The organism is Nostoc sp. ChiSLP03a (assembly GCF_034531215.2).
In the GTDB taxonomy this organism is placed as follows: Bacteria; Cyanobacteriota; Cyanobacteriia; order Cyanobacteriales; family Nostocaceae; genus Nostoc.
The window spans coordinates 17,974-33,746 of record NZ_JAVRBQ020000034.1; the positions used below are offsets into that span (position 1 = coordinate 17,974).

Annotated in this window: 12 protein-coding genes and 1 pseudogene; 4 read left to right on the forward strand and 9 right to left on the reverse strand. The window is 41.4% G+C overall.

From position 1 onward, the window contains the following. The first annotated feature begins 313 nt into the window (after window positions 1-313). Complete coding sequence (locus tag RMY32_RS05020) at window positions 314-814, forward strand: hypothetical protein (protein WP_322715269.1); 501 nt, start codon at window positions 314-316, stop codon at window positions 812-814. Window positions 815-1,370: 556 nt separating this feature from the next. Here RMY32_RS05020 and RMY32_RS05025 read toward each other — a convergent pair. The 5 genes from RMY32_RS05025 to lepA all read right to left on the reverse strand — a co-directional run bounded on the left by RMY32_RS05025 (window position 1,371) and on the right by lepA (window position 11,136). Continuing rightward, a complete protein-coding gene (locus RMY32_RS05025; protein ID WP_322715270.1) occupies window positions 1,371-2,420 on the reverse strand; it encodes a cyanophycinase in 1,050 nt (349 codons plus the stop codon). A 331-nt stretch (window positions 2,421-2,751) separates the two neighbouring features. Beyond that, window positions 2,752-4,617, reverse strand: coding sequence for an alpha-amylase family glycosyl hydrolase (locus RMY32_RS05030; RefSeq protein ID WP_322715271.1), 1,866 nt, complete (start codon window positions 4,615-4,617; stop codon window positions 2,752-2,754). Between the two features lie 286 nt (window positions 4,618-4,903). Next, complete coding sequence (locus tag RMY32_RS05035) at window positions 4,904-6,091, reverse strand: glycosyltransferase family 4 protein (RefSeq protein ID WP_322715272.1); 1,188 nt, start codon at window positions 6,089-6,091, stop codon at window positions 4,904-4,906. A gap of 214 nt (window positions 6,092-6,305) precedes the next feature. After that, window positions 6,306-8,981 (reverse strand): PAS domain S-box protein, encoded by a 2,676-nt coding sequence (locus RMY32_RS05040; RefSeq protein ID WP_322715273.1) that lies wholly within the window; start codon window positions 8,979-8,981, stop codon window positions 6,306-6,308. A gap of 343 nt (window positions 8,982-9,324) precedes the next feature. Further along, on the reverse strand, window positions 9,325-11,136 hold the full coding sequence (gene lepA, locus RMY32_RS05045; RefSeq protein ID WP_322695485.1) for a translation elongation factor 4: 1,812 nt from the start codon (window positions 11,134-11,136) through the stop codon (window positions 9,325-9,327). A 730-nt stretch (window positions 11,137-11,866) separates the two neighbouring features. On the opposite strand from lepA, the gene RMY32_RS05050 reads away from it, so the two are divergent. Continuing rightward, entirely contained in the window at window positions 11,867-12,103 is a 237-nt protein-coding gene (locus RMY32_RS05050) for a hypothetical protein (protein ID WP_094353260.1), read from the forward strand. Between the two features lie 179 nt (window positions 12,104-12,282). After that, window positions 12,283-14,046: a sensor histidine kinase gene (locus RMY32_RS05055; RefSeq protein ID WP_322715274.1), complete on the forward strand. Its 1,764-nt coding sequence runs from the start codon at window positions 12,283-12,285 to the stop codon at window positions 14,044-14,046. A 57-nt stretch (window positions 14,047-14,103) separates the two neighbouring features. Here RMY32_RS05055 and RMY32_RS05060 read toward each other — a convergent pair whose 3' ends face one another. The 4 genes and pseudogenes from RMY32_RS05060 to RMY32_RS05075 all read right to left on the reverse strand — a co-directional run. Further along, window positions 14,104-14,235, reverse strand: a complete 132-nt coding sequence (locus RMY32_RS05060) for a transposase (protein WP_409882271.1) — start codon at window positions 14,233-14,235, stop codon at window positions 14,104-14,106. Beyond that, window positions 14,210-14,431, reverse strand: coding sequence for a hypothetical protein (locus tag RMY32_RS05065; protein ID WP_409882273.1), 222 nt, complete (start codon window positions 14,429-14,431; stop codon window positions 14,210-14,212). The genes RMY32_RS05060 and RMY32_RS05065 overlap by 26 nt, the downstream gene beginning before the upstream one ends. Window positions 14,432-14,519: 88 nt before the next feature. Next, window positions 14,520-14,657 carry a hypothetical protein gene (locus tag RMY32_RS05070; protein WP_409882295.1) on the reverse strand — a complete coding sequence of 46 codons (138 nt, stop codon included), beginning with the start codon at window positions 14,655-14,657 and terminating at the stop codon, window positions 14,520-14,522. Between the two features lie 31 nt (window positions 14,658-14,688). Further along, window positions 14,689-14,901: pseudogene (locus RMY32_RS05075) on the reverse strand (transposase); the annotation flags it as partial. Window positions 14,902-15,473: 572 nt separating this feature from the next. Between RMY32_RS05075 and RMY32_RS05080 the strand changes: the two are divergent. Then, window positions 15,474-15,704 (forward strand): NifU family protein, encoded by a 231-nt coding sequence (locus RMY32_RS05080; protein ID WP_012408256.1) that lies wholly within the window; start codon window positions 15,474-15,476, stop codon window positions 15,702-15,704. Window positions 15,705-15,773 lie beyond the last annotated feature (69 nt).

Genomic DNA, 15,773 nt, shown 5'->3' on the forward strand with positions numbered 1-15,773 from the left:
TTACTGAATATTTTTTTTACTATTAAATTAAAAAAATTACTTAATTGTTAGCAGAGGCAAAAATCTATGAAAATCCAGTGATAATGCAATTGTTAATTCTTCGCGTGTCCCCTGTTGCAGACCTTGTGTTGATATTCTCTTTACATTCTCCCTAAATTGTGAAAATGAGATAATGCACCATCTGCTTGTTCGTTATATAATGCTTAATATTACAGAAAAAAGTTATCAAAGTTACCCAATTAACACTTTTGAATAAAAATTAATAGGGTAGAATCACTGAATATGCTTGAAAATCAAAAGAAGGGTGTTTTTCATGATCGGCTTAACCAATTCAGAAAACGGCACAGTTAGCAGCACAGCAGCTACTAAGAGACTGGCAAGGGCGATGATGGTTTCTGGCGGACAGTTTTCACTGTTATTAGCTTGTTGCAACTGTGTTCAAAAGCAGGAGCAAGTGATGAATTTGCTAACAGAATTTTCATCAGCAGATATCCACGAAATTGTACTCTCACCTACTGATGATAAATTATACACAGCTATTAGAAGTGAAATTGGTACTACTCAACCCGAAGCTTTGATGGTACGAGGCTTAGAATCTGTAGTGGCAATTAACCAACTGATTATTAGTACCAATATCATGCGAGATGAGTTTCGGAAACAGTTTCAGTTTCCCTTGGTATTGTGGGTCAATGATGAAATTCTGCGTAAGCTAGTCTGGCTAGCACCCGATTTCAAAGACTGGGCAGCTAGTACTATTAGATTTGATGTACCGAACAATCAGTTAATTGAATCTGAACAACCTATCAGCGCTTAATATTGCCCGAAATTACTTTCAAAATCTTATATATGCTAAGTTGAGCCGAGCAAAACGAAGCTCAAATTCTGTCAAATTCCTTTCTAAAATTACTTTTATTTAACCCTCCTGACCAAGTGAGCTAAAAGCTCCTGAAAGCTATTTTCAAAATTAGAACATAATAAAAATTAAGGGTTATAACAATTAAAAATTAGACCTCTTGCATAAATCAAAAATAAAGAACTCCACCCCGCATTTGCTAAGGCAAACGCTCCCCCTGCCCAAAGCATCGGGGAGAGTTTGGGGCAATACAATTCGGTTAAAGAGAAAAGGATCAATGACCAATGACAACTCTCACGATTAAATTGATGCGCGTCTAGATTGTACATTTTTGCATTCAGACTGTCCTAAGTCAATTGGTCATCTATCCTTTGAAATACAAATGACTAATGACCAATGACCAATGACAACTCTCACGATTAAATATACAAATTAAATGCGTAACAGCTTACTTACAATTTTCTCGCTAACCATCGTCACAAATCCGGTTTGAAATAGACTGAATCAGCCCTCCCACTCAATAGGGATTTGAATCAATCCGTCCCCTTTTGACACTCCTGAGATAGTACCCAGAAGTTGGTCTATTTCCTAAGTTGAAGGTGTCGCCACTGCGAACTTTCCAAATTTTGTAATTGGAAAAGGTCAAAGGCTTTCGGGGTTCGCATACTTCTGGCAGATGATTGCCAAGTACAAAGTATGCCGCACCCCTACCCATAACTTTCACCAAACCGTTTTTATCCACAAGAACCGACGTACTTTCACTAACCGCTATACCTAAAACACTGCTAGATACACCATCCTTAATTTGACGGGCAATGAAAGTCATAATTCGACCCATTCTTTCCCGTCTGTCAAAGTGTGTATCTACGATAGTTCCCTTCAAATTACTCCAATTGAAAAAATTGTAAGTAAAAGTAATGTCTCGGTAGGGATCTTCGAGTGCGTCTCTAGTTTCAATGCCTTTTTCGGAAGAAGCGCAAGCATCATAGACACAATCACTTTGGATCATTGCACCTGCACTAGTGCCACCAATACCACCTCCCTTAAGATAAACTGACTTAACAGCAGCCTCAAGCTTGGTATCTTTCCAGTTGCGGATATATTGACATTGATCCCCGCCAGCAAAGAAAACTACATCAGCATTTCGGATTTTTTCATAAATCTCAGTTTTGTTTGCCTCTTGTCTATCCCTAACCAGAAGAGTTTCCACAAAATTTACGCCCTTCATGGCATAAATTAGCCGATTGTAATCGTGATTACCATTAGTGCGGAGAACTACAACATTAACTTTAGTGCTGGAGTTACTACCTCCCCTAACTTGGTTAATCATCCACTGGATAGCATCATCGACATCGGGGCCTCCCCCACCCAAACTCAGGACTGGGCCCGCTAAGGAGGGACGGATATCAAAGGAGCCAGAGGTGGAGGAGCGAACATCAACAGTATCACCTAGGAAGAAGCGTTTCCAGCTTGCAATAAAACGGGTTATTAGGAAGGTTCCCATCTTCAACAACTTGATTCCTGTACTTTTCAAGCGCCTTGCTATGCTTGGGAATGCCTTTGTCATACTAAACTTCTAGAGCAAACTGCAATTATTGCTAGGCTGTGACGCATTTTAATTGCTTATTTATTCGTGAAATTTGTCTTTTGTCATTAGTCATTTATCAGTTGTTGTGAATAACCAATCGCAAATGACAGTTTTAACGAAAAAATCTGCAACTTAGACACGCACTAGCTTAACTTTGGCACTAGATCGGGTAGAATTTCCAGCGTACAGGTCTTGTACTGTTTGTTAACGCAAAATAACGCAGAGCGATCGTTAATTCTCTGCGTTACTGTGCAAAAATCTCTACATTGCTTGTAGCGTTTAATTCTGGCCAGATCGAACCTAAAATAGATTAGGTATTGGTTGTCACTGTCCAGATGCTTCCGTAGTTACTGGGAATAGTTACCCAATATTCTGAATAACTGGGAACGCCGATTAAATTGTTTTTACCATTTAGTTCTTCCTGATAATTGCCAGAAATTGGGAACCAGAAGGGTACATTTTGATCGCGATCGCTAAAGTTAAGTGCTACTAGGCTAAACTTGTTACCATGTTTGCGCGAGAATAGCAGCACATTTTTGGAATGATAGCGGTCATAATCGTTGTAAAAGAAATGGTCGCCTTCCGTAAACTGCGGTTGCTGACTACGCAGTTTAATCAACTTACGTACTAAGGAAAGTACGCTCTTACCAATGGGGTCATAAAAATAATCCCATCGTACAGGTCGAAGCAACATCACTCTACCAAAACCTTGTTCTGGCAGGAAATAGTTTTCACCAAATTCCTGACCTTGCCACAGTAGCGGAATCCCTTTACCAGTGAAAATCCCAATTAGGTAAGGCTGAACTTTATACCATAAATCACGATTACCTTCTTTTAATAAATCATTATCGCGGGCGATCGTACCAAAGTTACAAACAAAGCGGGAGTGGTCATGATTTTCTATATATTGCAGTGCTGTTTTAGCAATTTTGTCACCATTGTTTGTAATCTCTGAAGGATAGCCATCTAGACCTAGTTTAAAGCCAAGATTAGCTAAATCACCTTTATTTCCACGAGCTACACTTTCAGCTGCACCAAAAGTTTCATTTTGCCAAGTAGAGTTGGTATAAGTTTGTTCGAGAATCTCCTTTGGCCCTTCTAATTGTTCAGCACACTGAATCAAATTGATCGTGTCATCGTTTGTGTCATTGTTAAAGAATCTCTGCCAATACTCGCCAGCTTGTCTCTTTTCTTTGACTGTTTTGTAAGTGTTAAAAACTAAGTTAGCATAACCAACTCCTGTAGAACCGTCCCAGTAATTGGGTACGCAGTCATAGCGAAAACCATCAACATGATAAACATCTAGCCAATGATAATTGACTGTATAGAAAAAGTCTTGGGTAAACTTGCGATTATAGTCTGTACTTTCACCAAATAAATCTTTAGCAAATGTCCCCATAAAAGGATTCTCACGATACCCTAGTTTTCTGTAAACATAAGAGTATGGAAAACTATCACCAGTGTGACCATAAACGGCATCTACAATTACAGCAATGTTGTTTTGATGTGCCGCATCAATTAAACCTTGTAAATCTTTTCTTTTACCAAATCGTTCATCTACACCAAAATAGCCAATTGGTAAAAAACCCCAATCTACTGTTAAGGCTACATTGGAAAGTGGCATGATTTCTAGACAATTAACTCCCAAATCTGCTAGATAGGCGAGTTTTTCAATTGTTCCATCAATATTGCCGCCGAATTCATCAATCATCAATTCGTAGAGAACGATATCTTTTAAGTTTGGAGTTTTCCAAGTTTTTTCCTTCTGGCTCCACTCATATTGTTGATAGCCAAGCGTGAAAGCGGATAATTTCCCTACACCAAATTCTCTGGCAAAAGGGTCAATAATCCAATCTATTTCTCCCCGATTGGGATTTTGTAAGCAATAGCGGTAAACATATCTCCCTGGTTCTCCCCATGCAGATTTGACACTGGGTTTTGATTGAGTTTTGATATCTATTTGAGTTGACCAATAATCACCATACTCTGAGTCAATAGAATGCTTGAGTTCAAATTCTAAGGGCTGAATATCTTGGAGAAATTGATCTTTTTCGTGAATAATTTTAATTATTAGTCGATTCCCATCCTTTTGAGAAACCCAAGGTAGAAATAGTCCAAAATCAACAATACCGTTGGCTTCTCTAGCTCCTAGTTTATCCAAAGGAAGCAGTTTCATATAGTCATCCTTGATGAATTAGCTTTTTCTCGTGTTACTGATTTTGCAATTCCAAAAATACAGCATAGTTCAGGAGTAAAACATGCTTTATACCTGAGTAACAGATTTAGCTTGTGTACCTTACCAACTTGAACTATGCTGTAATATCTAAAACCAGATTAAATTTGTACTACTCCAGAAATTGCAGCAGTACCAGCTATAAACTTATCAAAGGTTGATTAAGGATTTATGCAAGTTCAAATAAAATTTTAGCTCCCCAACTTCTTAAAGAAATCGGGGAGCTATCTTACCACGGTATTTGCGATCGCTCTTGTACGACTTGCTGATATACTTGCTCAGTTTGCTTGGCGAGTTTCGGCCAGCTAAAGCGGCGCTCTAAATCCTCATAAGCATTATCCACCAGCCATTGACGATAACCTGGATTTTTCAGCACTTCCAAAATTCCCCAAGCTAAAGAATCGGGATTGTTCACCCAAGTGACAATGCCTGTTTTGGTATGTTGCACTACTTCTGGAAAACCACCAGTATCAGAAACTACCACGGGTACGCAAGAAGCAAAGCTTTCTAAAGCTACAATCCCAAATGGTTCGTAAAGACTCGGAAAAACCGCGCAGTCTGCGACAGTTTGAAATTTATCTAAGTATTCATCGGAGAGAAAACCGGTAAAATAGCAATGATGCCAAATTCCTAAATCCCAGGCTTGGCGCTTGAGATGGTCGGTATTGCCGCCACCAACGATCACAAATTTAACATTACCTCCCATTTCTGAAAGGATTTTGGGTGCGGCATTAAGTAATATAGGTATACCTTTTTCGTAGGTCATACGACCGAGGTAGTAAACTATTTTCTCTTCGTCTGCGGCAAATTGACGGCGAAAATCCAGAGCATGAAAATCGATGTGATGCTTTTTCTTTTCGGCTCGGATACCGTTATAAATGACATCAATTTTGTCCCAAGGACTGTAGAGCGCTCGTTCTACTTCTTGGCGCATATAGTCGCTACAAACAATAATCCGCCACGCATTGTAAGCTAACAAGATTTCTTTGCCATTTATATAACCTTGAATATCTGTGTGAATACCGTTGTATCTTCCGTATTCGGTAGCATGAATTGTGGCAATTAGTGGTATTTTAAAATTATGCTTGAGAGCGATCGCAGCATCTCCGACTAACCAATCATGGGCATGAATTAAATCAAAGGGCCCTTCTTCTAAAATCAATTTACCACCGTGATCTCCCATACTCAAGTTGAGATTCACTACCCAGTGGAAAAAGTCGTTACTATATGCCACTGGCACTCGATGTATCTTTACTCCTTCAACAACCTCATACATGGATGCGTGACCAAACTCAGCTGTAATCAGGTGAATTTCATGTCCTAGCTTTACCAGCTCCGGGTACAACTCCGCCACATGTCGCGCAATTCCCCCAATAATCCTTGGTGGAAACTCCCAACTCAGTACCAGTATCTTCATCTACTAGACTCCCCAACACTTTATAAATATCTAACAAACTACATTTACCTAAAAATACAAGTCTGGCGAATGCAGTGAGTACTTTTACTAAAATTTTTAGATTTTTTAACAGTGATTTTGTTAAAGGTTATCAACTGTAGGCTAAGGAGAGAAAGCAAGGTATAGTAATAATTCGTAATCAGAACAGTTGAGACTGCCCTTTGCAACTCAGTTGTCAAGAAGGGATAAGGACGGAAACAGCATGAACTCGATCGCGTCCTTGCTGTTTGGCTACATAAAGTGCTTTGTCTGCTGCATTAATCAAGTCTGGCGGCGAAATTTCAGAATTTGGCACAATGCTAACAACACCTAGACTAACGGTAACATGATCGCACACGCGAGATTGAGCATGGGGAATGGCTAAGTCGCGGACTGCTTGTCGAATAGTTTGAGCTACATAGATTGCTCCTTGAATCTCTGTATTAGGCAGAATGATAGCAAATTCTTCTCCACCGTAACGAGCGACTAAATCGGCTGGACGCTTAACAATATTTTTGAGGGCACTTGCTAATTGCCGCAAACAATCATCCCCTCCTAAATGACCATAAGTATCATTGTAGAGTTTAAAAAAATCGACATCTAACAAAATTAAAGACAGTGAAAGTTGCTCGCGTTTGAGTCGCTGCCACTCAGCTTCCAGATACTCATCAAATCGGCGGCGATTGGCTATTTGAGTCAAGCCATCTAGAGTAGCTAATCTTTGTAATTCTTCATTGGCAGCTTGCACTTGCTGGTAAAGTACTGATTGATGAATAGCGATCGCTACTTGACTAGCCAATTGCTGCAACAAATTCACTTCAAACGCTTGCCAATAACGAGGTGCGATACACTGGTGAACAATGAGTAAACCCCACAGATGCTCTTCATTTAAAATCGGCACTATTATAGCCGCTTTAACTTGATAGAGTTGTAATAACTCAAAAACCTCGGCTGAAAAATCAGATTCCTGAATGTTATGGAAAACTTTAGGTAATCCTTGGTAATAGTCGCTAAAATCTTGTTTGAGCGAAAATGGATGCATTGTCAGTTCTAATCTCTGAGGATAGTCATCACCCACTGATTTTGCCGCAAAATTCCCACTTCCGTCAGATTCTAACTGATAGATAGCTACGGAATCTGAACCTAAACACTGGCGAATACTATTTACTGTTGTATTCAGAACCTCCTCCAAATTCAGTGATTGCCGAATCTGTTGAGTGACTTCAGTAATTAACCGTTCTCCCTCTGCTTGCTGTCGCAACATCACTTCAGCTTCTTTACGAGTGCTGATGTCTTCTACCGAGCCAAGAATCTGCGTTGGAGTGCCGTTAGCATCTCTGGTAAATACGACTTCTCGTGTATTTAGCCAACGCCACTCTCCATTTTTGTGTCGGAATCGGTATTCAGTGGAAAGTACTTCATTGTCGTTCAGGTTAACAAAGCGATTCGGTATGTCATAGCAGAGGTATCGATCGTCTGGATGAAAGCAATTCATTAGCCACTGCGGATCTGCGTTACAAAATTCCTCTGGAGAGTAGCCTAAAATAGCCACACTTTTCTGATTAAGATAGATACTTGTTCCTTGTAAGAGGTCAAACAAATACAAAATATGCGGTATAGTATTAGCAACCTTTTGCAGAAAGTCTTGACTGGAGCGCAATGCCTCTTCAGCTTTGTGGCGTTCCTGAAGCGCGACTTTATATTCAGTAATATCTCGTCCTTCTGAGAGCAGTAGGGTAATATGCCCGGTTCGATCGAGTATAGGACGCAGTGAGAAATCAATCGCGATCGCTTGACGATCTCGACCTAAAATCTCAACTTCATAACGGATAGATTCACCTTTAGCAGCAGCTGCGATCGCAGTTTTTAATTGCTCTTGAGTATTTAGAGAAATTGTCCACCACTTTGCTTCCCAAAAAGGCTTGCCAACTACTTCTTCTCGATTAATCCCAGCAAAGTCTAGTGCTGTTTGGTTGGCTTCTAATACAATTCCATTCGGCTGAAGCAATCCGATAAACTGAATGGTTTGATTGAAAATCGCCCGGAATTTTTGTTCATTTTCACTTAAAGCTTGTTCTACCAGTTTGCGATCGGTAATATCTCGTCCAACAGATTGAAGTTCTACAATCGCACCTTGGTCATCAAATATCCCTCGAACAATCCACTGCGTCCACCGCACTCCTTGGCAAGCTACAACGCGATTTTCAATTGTGATAACGGGATTTTCTAAGCTAATGGAATTTACCAGACTAAAAACACGTTCTTGGTCTTCCTCAAACACAACAGGTTTGTAGTGCTGACCGATAATTTTGTCTCGCTCTAGTCCAAAAAATCGACAGTAAGCTTCATTAATAAAGGTAAAAGTGCCATCTGGTAAGCCTCTAGCAATCAATTCTGTTTGGTCTTCGAGGATGGTACGATAAAGTTCTTCGCTCTCTTGTGCTTGTTTGCGTAAACAAAGTTCGTCATAGACATCGCTAATATCCAATACTAAACCCTGAAGTAGCTGAGTTTGTCCATCGGCACAAAAAACGAGATTGGCTTGGTTTCGTACCCAAATTGTTCTGCCATCGCGCCTAATCATCCGATACTCAATCCTCAAAGGCTCTCCGGTAGCGATTGTAGTGTTTACAGCTTGCCAAAGGCGATCGCGATCGTTTGGATGAGTGTAATCTAACCAACTATTGAATAAACCAGGATTCCAATCTTCGGGAGCAATGCCCAATAATTGTTGCAGTTGCGGACTAATATAAGCTTCATTTGCAGTGGTATTAATCGGTGAGATATATACAACGCCCGGAATTTGTTCTACCAGAGTGCGATATTTTCGCTCTGCCTCAGAGAGTTTTTCTTGGGCCTGCTTGCGACTCATGATATTTTGGGTAGTGGTATAAAAGTAGTGATTTTTATCTTGTCAGTCCTTATATAGTAAGGGTTTACAGTCTTTGCTATCACTATATATTTACCACTACCTTAGAAAATATACCAACAGCAAGTTACCACTATTTCTGAAAAGATGCTGGAATTTTTCACTTTCCTTGTGGTCTGGGGAATGGGTTTGCGGGTAAAGGATGTATTCAAAACCTTTCCCCTTTACCCTTTCCCCTTTAACCGAAGCGTATTGAGGGTATTTTTCTCCTGAATTCTGCTGTATGTTTTTTCCGGTTGAGATGTAGGCGCAAGTAGCCAATTGTTTTTGGATAAACACTCTTAAATTAGCTTTGATCCAAGCGCAGTACTGCCATAAAGGCTTCCTGGGGTACATCTACAGTACCTACAGATTTCATCCGCTTTTTACCTTTTGCTTGCTTCTGCAAAAGTTTTTTCTTGCGACTGATGTCACCACCGTAGCATTTGGCTAGCACATCTTTACGCAAAGCAGGGATGTGTTCGCTGGCAATAACTTTACTGCCAATAGATGCCTGAATTGGCACTTTGAATTGATGGCGGGGAATTAGTTCCTTGAGTTTTTCTGCCATTGCCCGCCCGACGTTGTAAGCTTTATCTCGATGTACAATCATCGCCAAGGAATCGACGGGATCGCCGTTAATCATGATATCCAGCTTCACCAGAGGATTTTCACGGTAGCCAATGATGTGATATTCCATACTGGCGTAACCGCGCGATCGCGATTTCATCTGGTCAAAAAAGTCAGTTACAACTTCCGCCAAAGGTAGCTCATAAGTAAGGGTAGTTCGTCCTTGGGCGAGATATTTCATATCTTTGAAGATGCCCCGACGATTTTGTGACAACTCCATCAAGGTGCCAACATAAGTTTCCGGGGTAATCATCTCTACTTGCACGTAAGGTTCTTCAATTCTTTCGCGATCGTTGGGAGAAGGTAAACGGCTAGGATTATCGATGTACAGTTCCTCACCTTTGACGGTAATCACCTTATAAACCACCGAGGGGGCTGTAATGATCAAATCTAGGTTATATTCTCGCTCTAGGCGTTCCTGAACAATTTCCATGTGCAGCAAACCCAAGAACCCGCAACGGAAGCCAAACCCCATCGCGCTCGAAGTTTCTGGTTCGTAATGCAGCGCTGCATCGTTGAGTTCCAGCTTTTCCAAAGCTTCCCGCAAGTCTTCAAATTGATCGGCATCAATGGGGAACATTCCACAAAAAACCATCGGGTTCGCTTCTGCGTAACCTGGTAAGGGTGCATCTGCTTTCGCCTTACTGAGGGTAATTGTGTCTCCTACTCGTGCATCAGCTACAGCTTTAATTGCCGCTCCCAAATAGCCGACTTCCCCAGCGTGCAGTTCATCAACTTGCTTTTGAGTCGGAGAAAGAACGCCTAATTCATCAATTTCAAATTCTTTACCCGATGCCATTAAATGGATGCGATCGCCTTTTTTCACGGTGCCATCCATCACCCGGAAATACACAATTACTCCCCGGTAACTGTCGTAATAGCTATCAAAAATTAACGCTCGTAAGCGTTCATTTATCGTATTGGGCGGTGGCGGTATCCGCTCGACAACTGCTTCTAAAATCTCATCAATCCCAATTCCTTCTTTAGCAGAAGCCAGAATCGCCTCACTGCAATCTAGACCGATAATTTCTTCAATTTCGCCAATTACCCGTTCTGGTTCAGCCCCCGGCAAATCAATTTTATTCAAAACCGGGATAATTTCCAGGTTATTCTCTAACGCTAAATATACATTAGCCAAAGTTTGCGCCTCCACACCTTGAGACGCATCTACTACCAATAGCGCTCCTTCGCAAGCAACAAGAGAGCGGGAGACTTCATAAGAGAAATCCACATGCCCCGGAGTATCAATCAAGTTCAGCACATACTGCTGACCATCTTTAGCTGTGTAGTTCATCCGGGCAGCTTGCAGCTTAATCGTAATGCCGCGCTCCCGTTCCAAATCCATATTGTCGAGAAACTGTTCCTTCATCTGTCGGTCTTCAACAGTGCCAGTAGCTTGTAGCAAGCGATCGGCGAGGGTTGATTTCCCGTGGTCGATGTGAGCAATAATACAAAAATTGCGAATGCGAACTGCGGGAACGTCAGTCATATACTATCTTTGCCTTAGCAGCAACCAAAGTTAAAAGGGCAATTTACTTAATGTATTTTAATGCTTTCTTAGCCAAGACGCTGCTTTTACTGGGGACTGGGGACTGGGGACTGGGGACTGGGGACTGGGGACTGGGGACTGGGGACTGGGGACTGGGGACTGGGTATTGGGTATTGGGTATTGGGTATTGGGTTTTGGGTATTGGGGACTGGGGATTGGGTTTTGGGTATTGGGGACTGGGGATTGGGGACTGGGGATTGGATAGTAGAAAAATTATTTCCCAGTTCCCAGTCCCCATACCCCTTATCCCCTTCAGGGGCCCCACCATCCCCAGTCCCCAATCCCCAGTCCCCTCTTCACCCCATCTTGAACTTTCGATCTAAATAGGTGGACATTTAAGAATATTATGAAGGTCTATTTGTCGCTGCTAGTATTCAACAGCTAGGAGCGTACAATAAATGTAAATAAGTACATCTAGGGATCGTGGGCAATTGCGACTGCTAATTGCCCGTAATCGCCGATCGATCGGCAAAATTTCTAGAGCCATTGTCTAGTCAGTTATATGAAAAATGAGATTTAAAACTTAAAACTGTTACTTTGGTGCTATTTCAGGGAACTATTGAATTGTGCCCTTGAAAATTTTTCAGCGAATTAGCCCAAATAAATGAATATAACTACTTTACACAGCTTTAGACAAAACCAATTCAAAGAATTCAGAGTATATAAACCTATGAATATGAGAGAGAAAACTACCAAAGCGGAAAATACACCAGCCGATAAGGTAGAAATTGCTGTCCGCCTAGACTCCGAGTTACTAGAGCAAATTCAGCATCTCACCAATGACCCAAGTAAAGTAATTGAGGTGGCGATTCGCCAGTGGTTACGGGGTGAACTCCTTAGAGATGACGAACTAACGCGTACACCTGTGCGTACCCCTGTTCCTCCTCGCGGTGAATGGAACGATTAACGCCATTGCCATTATTTAACTGTTAATGCAAGTTAAAAAAAGTAAAGTTTGCCAATCTGGTTTTCAGAACACCAAAAAATACCCCATCAAACCCAAAAAAGCTGTAAAAATTTATGTTTAAATTTCAGCGGCTTTAGTAAAATTACGGTCGGATACCCTTTGTCTATCCAACTCAATTAATGACTATTACTGCCAATTCCCAATTGTCAAATGTATTTTCCCAAAATCTGGAATCTATTACCAGTAAGACTGATGGCTCATTACCAACTCTAGGAGCCGAGTTAGTTTATACGCAAGATGGGGCAGGGCGCTATCTGACCTTTTGTTGGCAGTACAGCGAACTCCTGGGGTTAAATACTGAAAAAATAGTTGACGAGCTGAACCAGACTCAAACCTTTATCCCAGTCGATAAGGTTAGTTATTTGGAACGATTGCACCGAATTTTGACAAGTTTGGTGCCAGAAAGGTTTCAATGTTGGTTTAGCTATCAGAAAGAATTATTTGAGTTGGACTTAGCGATTAGTCCGATTATGCCGAGTTTGGGAACCACTGCCACTACCGTTTTAGTGATGGGACGCTTAGTACAAGCGACACTCAACAAAAAACAAGCGCGTGTGGCATTAAAAACGCCTACACAAATAGAGTTGGCTTTGCGTTCGCAGCAACACCAAAAATTGGTAAATCGCATTACCAGAAATATTCGCCGGACATTGGATTTAGACATTATTTGGCAGCAAACAGTTGACAGTTTGGGGAAAGCACTGCGGCTAGAACGCTGCATTATTTGTCCTTATCAGCCCTCAAGCTCAAAAGTGCAGGTGAAAGCTGAGTATCGCCAGCCAGAACTCAAATCAATGCTTGGCTTAGACATAGATATAGCTTCTGAGCCTGCCTTTGCTAAAGCCTTGGCAACCCTAGAACCAGTTACGATGGAAGTACCTGGATACAAAGAGTCTGGGCGGCAGAAAACTTTAGTAGTTGCGACTTGCTATCAAGACCAAGCTAACGGATTGGTTGCCTTGAATTGGCAGGATGAATGCTACACATTAACAGAATCGGAATTAGAACTGGCAAAAGAAGCAGCAGATCAATTGGGAACTGCGATCGCTCATGCTACTTTATATGAAGAATTAGAAATAGCGCGTCAAAAAGCCGAAGAAGCTTCCCGCCTCAAAAGTGAGTTTCTGGCTAATGTATCCCATGAAATTCGTACCCCCCTCAACGGTATGATTGGCTTTTTGAAGCTGATTTTAGAAGGGATGGCAGACGACCCAGAAGAACAAAATCAGTTTTTAGCAGAAGCTCATCACTTATCGATACATCTGCTGAATATCATCAACGACATTTTGGACATTGCCAAAATCGAAGCTGGAAAAATGGAGCTAGCTTACGCTCCAGTCAAGCTAGATGAGCTATTCAGTCATGTAGAAGGTTTCATGCGTCCCCAAGCAGAAATGAGAAACCTCAGCTTTCAGATGCAAATGCCTGCTACCTCTGATGAAATCATTGTCCAAAGCAACTACCAACGATTACTACAAGTGATGCTCAATTTGGTAGGTAATGCCATCAAATTTACCCATGAGGGTGGCGTTACCGTCAGCGCTGATTTAGTACTCAAAAAGGCGAACTTTCAAGAGCAGCAATTTCCCGGCATGGTGAGAGTACGTGTAGCAGACACTGGTATTGGTGTTTCTTTAGATAAACAAGATAAACTGTTTCAATTATTCTCTCAGGTGGATGGCTCCCGCACTCGCCAGTACGGCGGCACAGGTTTGGGACTGGCAATATCCCAAAAGCTAGTGGAGGCTATGGGCGGTGAAGTACATTTTTATAGTTTGGGCGAAGGACTTGGCTCAACAGTCACATTTACTGTGCCACTATATCAACAACCAGTCATGGTTTCGTCTAATGATAGCGACTCAACAAGTAGTGCTGAATGTTGAGTAATGAGTAATGAGTAATAAGTAGGATTCCTTAGAGACCATTTATAAAGTAAATCTTTAGACAACAAGACGACGCAACATAACACGAGTCATAACAGCGTATATGGCAGCTTCACTCATTTCTGAAAGACGTTCATAATCCTTACTAAGACGATGATATTGGTTAAACCATCCAAATGTTCTTTCCACAACAAGCGCGTTTGGGTAAAATCTCAAATTCTTTTCCTGTACGCTGCATTACCTCAACATGAGCTTGAATCATCAACCACACTGCGAGGGCAAACTTATCACCGTTATAGCCGGAATCAACCCACATTACCTCGACTTTTTCCAAGACTTCAGGATGTTCTTCTAGCAGCTCCATCAAAGCATAAGCTGCAAGCACTCAATAGGGGAGCGTTTCCTTCACTTACAACAACTTTGAGCAATAGCCCAAGACTATCAACTATCGTGATTGCGTTTCCTCCCCTTAACTAATTTGCCACCATCAAAGCCGTACACATCCCCCTTTTTTCCGTCGTTTTGACCGACTGGCTATCTGCTGCGATCGCTGTAGGTTGAGTTGACTTGCCCATTTTTTGACGAACTCGATCGCGCAAAGTATGATTCATTTGCTCCCAAATACCTCGTTTTTGCCATTTGCGATAGTAACTGTAAACAGTTGCACTGGGAGGAAAGTCTTGCTCGTTGCATATCCCATTGGCAACCTGTCTTTAGATGGTAGTAGATAGCATTGCATACTTCTCGCATATCCGTTGTTCGCGGATGCCCACCATGTTTAGCTGGTGGAATCAAAGGCGCTAAGATTGCCCATTCTGAGTCGCTAAGGTCTGTAGAATAAAGCTTTCGCTTCATTACTTTCTATGTAGATATACTGCATAAACAGTATCCTATCGTTGCCTTTCTACTTGATAACTCTTCTTTAGATTTACTTTATAAATAGTCTCTTACTCACAACTCGGAACTGTTTTGCCCCATGCCTAATATGGTTATTAAATAATAATTACTAAAAAACTTTAAAGTTTAAAACTCAAAACCCAGTATTACCAAGTATCCAAACTCATTACTCATTACTCAGCACTCTTGAGGGGTATTGGAAAAAAACTTTCCTTGTCTTCACCTCCTGGCGTTCTCTTCAAGACTTTAACCGCTAAAGTAGAGTAGGAGGGCTTGCATGAGAAATTGTTCAGCTAATCTAATATCAAGTTGCTAAAACCAGCAGTGGTTTAATCAAAAGTCATAAAAAACTGACGCCTGACAATCTAGCGGCAATTAGATTTAGGATCGATTTAACAAAGCTGGAAAAAAAAACTTTGGATAATGGTTAATGAGTAAGGGTGCATTGGCGACAGGGATCGTTATTATTCAATGCCCCATGCCCCATGCCCCATTCCCCATGCCCATCCCTAACTTAGCAGGTCTAAACTATGGAACTCACAATTGACAACGTTGAAACAGTCTTAGATGAAATGCGCCCTTATCTGATGTCTGATGGCGGCAACGTGGAACTCGTAGAACTCGATGGACCCGTTGTCAAACTGCGGCTGCAAGGTGCTTGTGGTTCTTGTCCCAGTTCTGCAATGACCCTGAGAATGGGTATTGAGCGCCGCCTCAAGGAAATGATTCCCGAAATTGCAGAAATTGAGCAAGTGGTGTAAAAGTTAGGAGTTAGGAGTTAGGAGTTATGAGTTTTCAATTAACTCCTAACTCCTCATTCTTAACTCCTA

What these genes read in the sequence shown, in the direction of transcription:
- RMY32_RS05080 (WP_012408256.1), top strand. Translation starts at nt 15,474, where the DNA reads ATGGAACTCACAATTGACAACGTTGAAACAGTCTTAGATGAAATGCGC.
- RMY32_RS05025 (WP_322715270.1), bottom strand. Translation starts at nt 2,420, where the DNA reads ATGACAAAGGCATTCCCAAGCATAGCAAGGCGCTTGAAAAGTACAGGA.
- RMY32_RS05055 (WP_322715274.1), top strand. Translation starts at nt 12,283, where the DNA reads ATGACTATTACTGCCAATTCCCAATTGTCAAATGTATTTTCCCAAAAT.
- RMY32_RS05070 (WP_409882295.1), bottom strand. Translation starts at nt 14,657, where the DNA reads ATGAATCATACTTTGCGCGATCGAGTTCGTCAAAAAATGGGCAAGTCA.
- RMY32_RS05040 (WP_322715273.1), bottom strand. Translation starts at nt 8,981, where the DNA reads ATGAGTCGCAAGCAGGCCCAAGAAAAACTCTCTGAGGCAGAGCGAAAA.
- lepA (WP_322695485.1), bottom strand. Translation starts at nt 11,136, where the DNA reads ATGACTGACGTTCCCGCAGTTCGCATTCGCAATTTTTGTATTATTGCT.
- RMY32_RS05035 (WP_322715272.1), bottom strand. Translation starts at nt 6,091, where the DNA reads ATGAAGATACTGGTACTGAGTTGGGAGTTTCCACCAAGGATTATTGGG.
- RMY32_RS05030 (WP_322715271.1), bottom strand. Translation starts at nt 4,617, where the DNA reads ATGAAACTGCTTCCTTTGGATAAACTAGGAGCTAGAGAAGCCAACGGT.
- RMY32_RS05050 (WP_094353260.1), top strand. Translation starts at nt 11,867, where the DNA reads ATGAATATGAGAGAGAAAACTACCAAAGCGGAAAATACACCAGCCGAT.
- RMY32_RS05020 (WP_322715269.1), top strand. Translation starts at nt 314, where the DNA reads ATGATCGGCTTAACCAATTCAGAAAACGGCACAGTTAGCAGCACAGCA.